The organism is Leifsonia sp. C5G2, assembly GCF_013359685.1.
In the GTDB taxonomy this organism is placed as follows: Bacteria; Actinomycetota; Actinomycetes; order Actinomycetales; family Microbacteriaceae; genus Leifsonia.
In genome coordinates this window covers 22242-29276 of record NZ_JABFMV010000023.1, presented here as the reverse complement: position 1 = coordinate 29276, position 7035 = coordinate 22242, and the positions used below count along the sequence as shown (strand labels likewise).

Here is a 7035-nt window from a genome sequence, read left to right as displayed (position 1 = left end):
CGCGAAGACTGCACGCCCGCACCGGCGTGTCGCGTGCAGTCTTCGCGGACTCGACGGTGGGGGGTGCATGGGTAGGCTGGGCGGACAGACGACGACGTGAGGGGGTGCGCGTGGCGGAGGACGACGGCCTCGCGATCAGGATCCGCGGGCTGCACAAGCGGTTCGGCGAGAAGATCGCAGTGGACGGGATCGATCTCGATGTCCCGTCCGGGAGCTTCTACGGGCTGGTCGGCCCGAACGGCGCAGGTAAGACCACGACGCTGAGCATGGCGACGGGCCTGCTGCGTCCGGACGCTGGCGAGGTGCTCATCCACGGCGTCGACATGTGGCGGCAGCCGCTGGTCGCGAAGGCCATGGTGGGCGTGCTGTCCGACGGCGTGCGGCTGTTCGACCGTCTCACCGGGCAGCAGCTGGTGGAGTACGCGGGCCTCCTGAGCGGGATGGACCGGCCGACAGCGCAGCAGCGCACGGCCGACCTGCTCCAGCTGCTCGACCTGCAGTCCGCCGGCGGCACACTGGTGGTCGACTACTCCGCCGGCATGACGAAGAAGATCGCTCTCGCAGCCGCCATGGTGCACGCACCCCGGGTGCTGGTGCTGGACGAGCCGTTCGAGTCGGTCGACCCGGTCTCGGCGGCGAACATCCGCGACATCCTGCGCACCTATGTCGACGGCGGCGGCACTGTCGTCGTGTCGTCGCACGTGATGGACCTGGTGGAGCGGATGTGCGACCACGTCGCCGTCATCACCGCCGGACGCGTGGTCGCGGCCGGGTCGGTCGACGATGTGCGTGCGGGCTCCACGCTCGAAGACCGCTTCGTCGAGCTGGTCGGCGGCCGCCGCGTCGGGGAGGGGCCGGAGTGGTTGCGACACTCGTAAGGCTGCGACTGCTCGTCCTCCGCAACTCGTTCCGCCGCAGCACCAGCCAGCTGGTCGCCGTCATCATCGGCGCGCTGTACGGCGCGGTGGGCCTCATCGTGGTGCTCGGTGCACTCGTCGGCCTGTCGTTCGCCCCCGCCGAGGTCGCCACGACCGCCGTGGTGCTGGCAGGGTCGGCCGCGGTTCTCGGCTGGGCCGTGCTCCCGCTGCTGCTCTCCGGTGTGGAGCAGACGCTCGACCCCGGGCACCTCGCCGTCTACCCGATCGCGCTGCGCCCGCTGATGATCGGGATGCTGCTGAGCGGCGCGGTCGGCGTCGCCGGCGCCGCGACGACCATCGCCTCGCTCGGGACTGCCCTGCCCTGGCTGCGATCGCCCGGTGTCGCGGTCGTCGCGCTGGTGACCGGTGTGCTCGGCGCGGCGACGTGCATCGTCGTGTCGCGGGCCGTCACGTCGATCGCGAGCGGGCTCGCGTCGGGACGCCGGTTCCGCGAGGCGAGCGGTCTGCTCGTGCTGATCCCCCTCATCCTGGCCGGCCCGATCATCATCGGCATCACGAGCGGGCTGCGCTCGTCGGCGGACGCCCTCCCCTCGGTCGCCGCGGGTCTCGGCTGGTCGCCTCTCGGCGCGGTGTGGGCCGTGCCGGGAGCCGTGGCCGCAGGCGACCCGCTCGGCGCGCTGCTGCGCCTGCTCATCGCCGTGGCGACGTTCGTCGTGCTGTGGTTCGTGTGGCGGTGGGGGCTCGAGCGTTCGCTCGTGACGCCGACGCGGGCGTCCGCGCGCGTGCGCGCACCGGGCAAGTCGGGACTGTTCGGCATCCTGCCCGGGACGCAGGCCGGCGCGATCGCCGCCCGCTGCCTGACCTACTGGTTCCGGGATCCGCGCTACCTGCGCCAGCTGCTCGTCATCCCGCTGTTGCCCGCAGTCATGCTGTTCTACTCGAGCATCAACCACTCGAACGGCTACCTGTTCGCCGCAGGCCCCGTCGTGGCGTTCGCGCTGGGCATCGGGATGATCGCCGACGTCTCGTACGACTCCACCGCGTTCGCGCTGCACGTGTCGAAGGCGGTGCCGGGTCGCGCCGACCGCTGGGGGCGCGCGGCGGCGATGCTCACCTTCGGGGTGCCCGCCGTGACCATCCTCTCCCTCGGCGCCGCCGCGGTCGAGGGCGACTGGCTGCCCGCCCCCGGCCTCCTCGGGCTCGCGCTCGGGATGCTGCTCAGCGGCGCGGCCGTGTGCTCGGTGACCTCGGCGCGCTTCGTCTTCCCGGTGCCGGAGCCCGGCGACAACCCGTTCCGCTCGCGGCCGGGCGCGAACATCTCCCTGATCGGGCCGACGTTCGCCGCCTGGGGCGTCATCGCCGTGCTGTGCCTGCCGGAGATCGTGCTGCTCGTGGTGTCCCTGGTCACCCGCGAGGCCGTGTGGGGCTGGCTGGGCCTGGCCGCGGGCGTGGTGCTCGGCATCGTGCTGCTCGTCGTCGGCGTGCGCCTCGGCGGCCGCCTGCTCGACGCCCGCGCCCCCGAGCTGCTGCAGCAGCTGCGCAAGGACGGCTGACCGCCGCATCCATGGGCCGCGACACGCCGAGTGGTGACTCATTGCGGTTATCCGCGACGAGTGGTGACGAGATGTCGCAACTCGGGTCAGGGGGCGAGCGTCTGCTCGCAGGCGAGCAGGGTCACGCCGACGCTCCAAGCGTGCGAGAGCGTCAGCAGCATCCCCTTCGGCTGGAAGCAGGCAGTCTGGTAGTACCGTTCGCTCACCATGCCGCGGTAGGCGTTGAAGTCGCCGTCCTCGCGCGCGATGAACTGGCGGAAGCAGGCGAGCGTCTCGTCGGCCAGGTCGGCGTAGTGCGGGTCGCCGAGGGCGGCGGACAGCTCGCGCAGTTCGGCCGTGCAGACGAGGCCGTAGGCGTGCAGGTGCTGGTTCGACGGGGACGCGTTGTCGGCGCCGCGCGTCCGGAACCCGTACGCCCCCAGCAGCGTGTGCTCGGGGAAGGCGACGTCGTAGCTGTAGCGGAAGGTCAGCATCCAGTCGGCGGCACGGCGGGCCACGTCGAGCCAGTGCGCGTCCCCGGTCGCGCGGTGCAGCGCGACGTACGCCATGACGGCGGCGTAACCGTCTTCGGAGGTCGGCGCGAGGTCGACGTCCTCGGGGGCACCGTGGATGAACTCGCGGTCGACGAACTGCTCGTAGTAGCGGCCGGCGGCCAGGGCGGCCGGGAGGTAGCGCGCGTCCCGGTCGACCGCCTCCACGAGCGCCGCGATCCAGGTCAGGCCGGAGGCGCCCGACCACGACAGCACCTCTCCCGTCTCGGCGTGATGCACGGATCCGAGGTTGCCGTCGGCGCGCTGCCGGCCGGCGACGACGTCGAGGTTGGAGCGGATGGCGTGCTCCCACTGGTCGTGCGGCGTGAGCGCCTGCGCCCGCACCAGGAACAGCGTCGCCTCGGCGAGGGTGCGCGAGTGGAGGCCGCGCTTCAGCTCGGTCCAGCTCTGCGTCCAGCCGCTGTCGCGGTACCAGACGCCCCAGAATGTGCCGGAGGGCGAGAGGGATGCGGTGACGAAGTCGATGACGCGCCTCGCCGCATCCACCTCCTCCCGCCGGGAGGTGCGCAGCCCGTGCGCGAGCAGCGCGTACGCCCACGGGATGCCGCTGACCCAGCCGACGTGCATCGCCTGCCGGTCGACCGACTTGCCGTCGCGTCCGCTGACCTCGCGGTCGAACCCGACCGTCTCCAGCAGCACGCCGGGTTCGGGGTCGTAGTGCCAGGTGAGGAGCCCGTCCGCGGTGAGGTCGGCGGCGGTCGCGACATCCACCCACGGGTCGAGCGGCGCGACGGGCGCGGACTCGGCGTGCAGCGCGCGCAGGACGGGGGCGTAGGCGTGGCGGGACGGGTCGAGGGCGAAGACGCGCACGCTCAGCGTGACCGTCCGCCCCGGTTCGAACCGGTACGACGCCACGTCGGCGGGCCGCGGCTCGGCGTCGCCGTAGTACGTGACCGGGTACTCCCGGTACGGGAAGCGCAGGCTCACCGTCGCGTCGCCCCACTCGGCGTCGTGCGCGAGGCCCAGCCCGGTGAGGCCGAGCGCGGTGGTCTCGTCGGCGGCGAGCGCGACACCACCGCGGCCCGGTCCCGCCCACGCGAACACCGCGGGGGTCGCGGCGCGGTCGGCGCGGAACTCCCACGCGTCGCTCACCAGCGCCTGGTGCTGCTGCGCGGTGTTCGCGCCGATCTCGAACCGCGGGAAGGCCCGGGTGTTCTCGGCCGGCCGGTTCTCGCCGTAGAAGGCGCCAGGGATCAGCCACCACGGGTCGTCCGCCCCGCGCACGGGAGCCTCGACGACGACAGACCCGTGCACCGCAGCGTCCCCGGTGCACGTGACGTGGATGCTGAGCCGCCACCCCGGGTCGGCGTCGGTCCACTCCTCCCGCACCTCGACCGACTCCGCCGCGGCGCCGACGACGCTCACCCGCACCTGGGGCCGGGCGTTCACGGCAGCGGGCGCTCGATCAGGTCGACCTCGCGCACGGGCTCCGCCGGGTCGGCGGGGACCACGAAGGTGCGCAGCTGCGACGGTCCGAAGTCCTGCTCGATCGTCCGTCCGAGCAGGGGGAGCTCGATGCGCGAGCGCCCGGCCTCTCCGCGGGTCTCGACCGCACGCACGACGACGTCGGCGCCGCCCGGCGCGTCCGTCGCATCCTCGGTGCCCTTCAGCGCCGTCACCATGACGGACCCGCCGCCGTCGCCCGCGAACGAGTGGACGGGCGGGAGGTCGCCGTCGTGGAACGACTCCTGCATCGCCCGCACCGGGTTGCCGAGTACGAGCGCCCGGCGGACCGGGTCGGCCGTGCGCCAGTCGCCGGCGTGCGGGACCAGCTCGTAGCTGAACCGCTGCACGCCCTGATCCTGGAAGGAGTAGATGCCCTCCGGGTCGAGCAGCCGCGGGTCGTGCCACGAGTAGACGGGGCTGCGGACCGCGGTCACGCCGATGCTCGGCTCCTCGCCCCCATCCTGCGAGCCCGGCGACACGTCGTAGGCGTGCTTGTTCGTCGTGATGACGGTGAGGCCCGCGGCGGCGCCGTCGACGGTCCCGGTGAGGTCGACCCACGACTGGGCCGGCTCCTCCGCGCCGTCGACCGGGCGCTCCAGGTGCCCGAAGGGGATCTCGTAGGTCGCCGTCGGGTCCTGCAGCACGGTCGGGAAGCGCAGCTTCAGCAGGTGCGCCTGCTCGCGCCAGTCGAGGGTCACGTTCACCCGCAGCACGGGCGAGTCGTGGTCGAGGATGAGCTCCTCCACCAGCGTGGAGGAGCCCCACGCCCGCTCGACGCGCACGCGCGAGCGCAGCGGCCCGGTCTCGCGGACGACGATGCGCTTCAGCTCCATCGTCGCGCCCGGCCAGGCGTACGAGATCACGCGGTGGCCCCAGGTGTCGGTCGGATCGTCGTTGATCTGGGTGTGCTGCGTGCCGTCGACGCCGGCCATCACATCCACGCCGGTCGCCTTGACCAGGTAGGAGGAGATCCAGCCGGTCTGCTGGTCGATGCGGATGCGGACGTGCTCGTTCTCGAGCGTGTCCTGCGTGACGGTGAGTCCACCGCCCGCGCCCGGACCCGAACCGGGGCGCAGACGGTAGAGCCGGTACCCCAGTGCCGGGACCTCGGCACGGAACACGACGGCCCCGCGCGAGACGTCGTCGGTGGTCGCGGTCGACTGGGAGTTCTGGAAGACGACGGGATCCCCGTTCTCGTCGACCACGTGCACGCCGCCGCGCTGGGCGCCGTACTGGAAGTCGACATCCACCGACACCGGCCAGGGGTGCGGGTTGAAGACGAGCACGGGCTGCGTGCCGTCCTCGCGGTCGACCTGCACCTGCCGGGCGAGGATGTTGTGCGCCCGGGTGACGATGCGCTTGGAGATCGACACGGCCTCGCCGAGCTGGTCGCGGGCGTCGTCGTACGACGGCTCGATCGCCGAGCCGGGCAGGATGTCGTGGAACTGGTTGAACAGCACCTGCTTCCACGCCGTCTCCAGCTGCTCGCGCGGGTACTCGACGCCGTCCGACGCGGCGACGACGGCCGCCCAGCGCTCGGCGTTCAGCACGGCGAACTGGGCGCGGCGCTGCCAGGCCTTGATGCCGGAGTGGGCGGAGTAGCATCCCGGCGCGTGGTGCTGCAGATCGTCGCGGCGCACCGGCAGGGCGTCGAGGAACGCCTCGCCCCGGCCGAGCACCTCGTCGAAGTACGTGCGCGGTGAGGACATCGTCATCCTTCCGAAGGAGCCCATCCGGTCGTAGCGGTGGATGGACTCGATGTTCGCGATGGTCGGGCCGCCGCCGTGGTTGCCCACGCCGTAGAACACCATCGCCGTGGCGTTCTCGCCGAAGCCGACCGTGCGGTCGAGCGACGCGAGCGCCTTCTCGGTCTGGCCGTCGACCGAGCCGGGCGGGCTGCAGTACTCGAACGGGATGCGGTACGCCAGCAAGCGGGAGCCGTCGGGGGCCTCCCACCAGAACAGGCTCGGGGCGAGGTCGGACTCGTGCGGTCCCGGGCGCAGGAACGTGTACGAGTCCATGCCCTGACCGCGCAGGATCTGCGGCAGCATCGCGTTGTGGCCGAACGGGTCGACATTCATGCCGACGGTCGACGGGATGCCGAAACGCGACTGCAGGTACCGCTGGCCGTAGAGGCCCTGGCGCACGAAGCTCTCGCCCATCGGCATGTTGTTGTCGGGTTCGACCCACCAGCCGCCGACGTTCACCCAGCGGCCCTCGGCGACGCGGCGCTTGATCTGCTCGAACAGCTCGGGGTCGGACTCCTCCACCCAGCTGAGCAGCACGATCTGGTCGCAGGTGAAGACGAAGTCGGGGTACTCCTCCATGCGGTGGATGGCGGACCAGAAGGTCGCACGGGCCTCCTGGTAGCCCTCCTGCCACGGCCACAGCCACACCGGGTCGAGGTGGGCGTTGCCGATCATGTGGAGGGTGCGGTCGGGCGTCGCGGTCGGGCGCGGCGCCTGCGGGAGGTCGCGGGGCTGCGTCCCCGCCGGTGCGTTGGCGACCGGCGCGGACCCCGCGGACCCCGCTGCGTCGACGGCGGCGCTCACCCTCTCGTGCTGCGCCGCGTCCGTCGCCGTCTTCTCCGGAGTTTCTCCACCTGTC

General features: G+C 72.3%; 4 protein-coding genes. 2 read left to right on the top strand and 2 right to left on the bottom strand.

The features are described 5' to 3' along the window. Positions 1–104: 104 nt before the first annotated feature. Positions 105–878 carry an ABC transporter ATP-binding protein gene (locus tag HNO83_RS19405; RefSeq protein WP_175339177.1) on the top strand — a complete coding sequence of 258 codons (774 nt, stop codon included), beginning with the start codon at positions 105–107 and terminating at the stop codon, positions 876–878. After that, entirely contained in the window at positions 860–2431 is a 1572-nt protein-coding gene (locus HNO83_RS19400; RefSeq protein ID WP_175339176.1) for a transporter, read from the top strand. The genes HNO83_RS19405 and HNO83_RS19400 overlap by 19 nt, the downstream gene beginning before the upstream one ends. Before the next feature lie 86 nt (positions 2432–2517). Here the strand turns inward: HNO83_RS19400 and HNO83_RS19395 are convergent, their stop codons facing one another. Together HNO83_RS19395 and HNO83_RS19390 are read right to left on the bottom strand one after the other, a co-directional pair. Beyond that, positions 2518–4371, bottom strand: coding sequence for a YyaL domain-containing protein (locus HNO83_RS19395; RefSeq protein WP_175339175.1), 1854 nt, complete (start codon positions 4369–4371; stop codon positions 2518–2520). After that, positions 4368–6980, bottom strand: a complete 2613-nt coding sequence (locus HNO83_RS19390; protein WP_349627323.1) for an alpha-mannosidase — start codon at positions 6978–6980, stop codon at positions 4368–4370. Before HNO83_RS19390 ends, HNO83_RS19395 begins: the two co-directional genes overlap by 4 nt. Positions 6981–7035 lie beyond the last annotated feature (55 nt).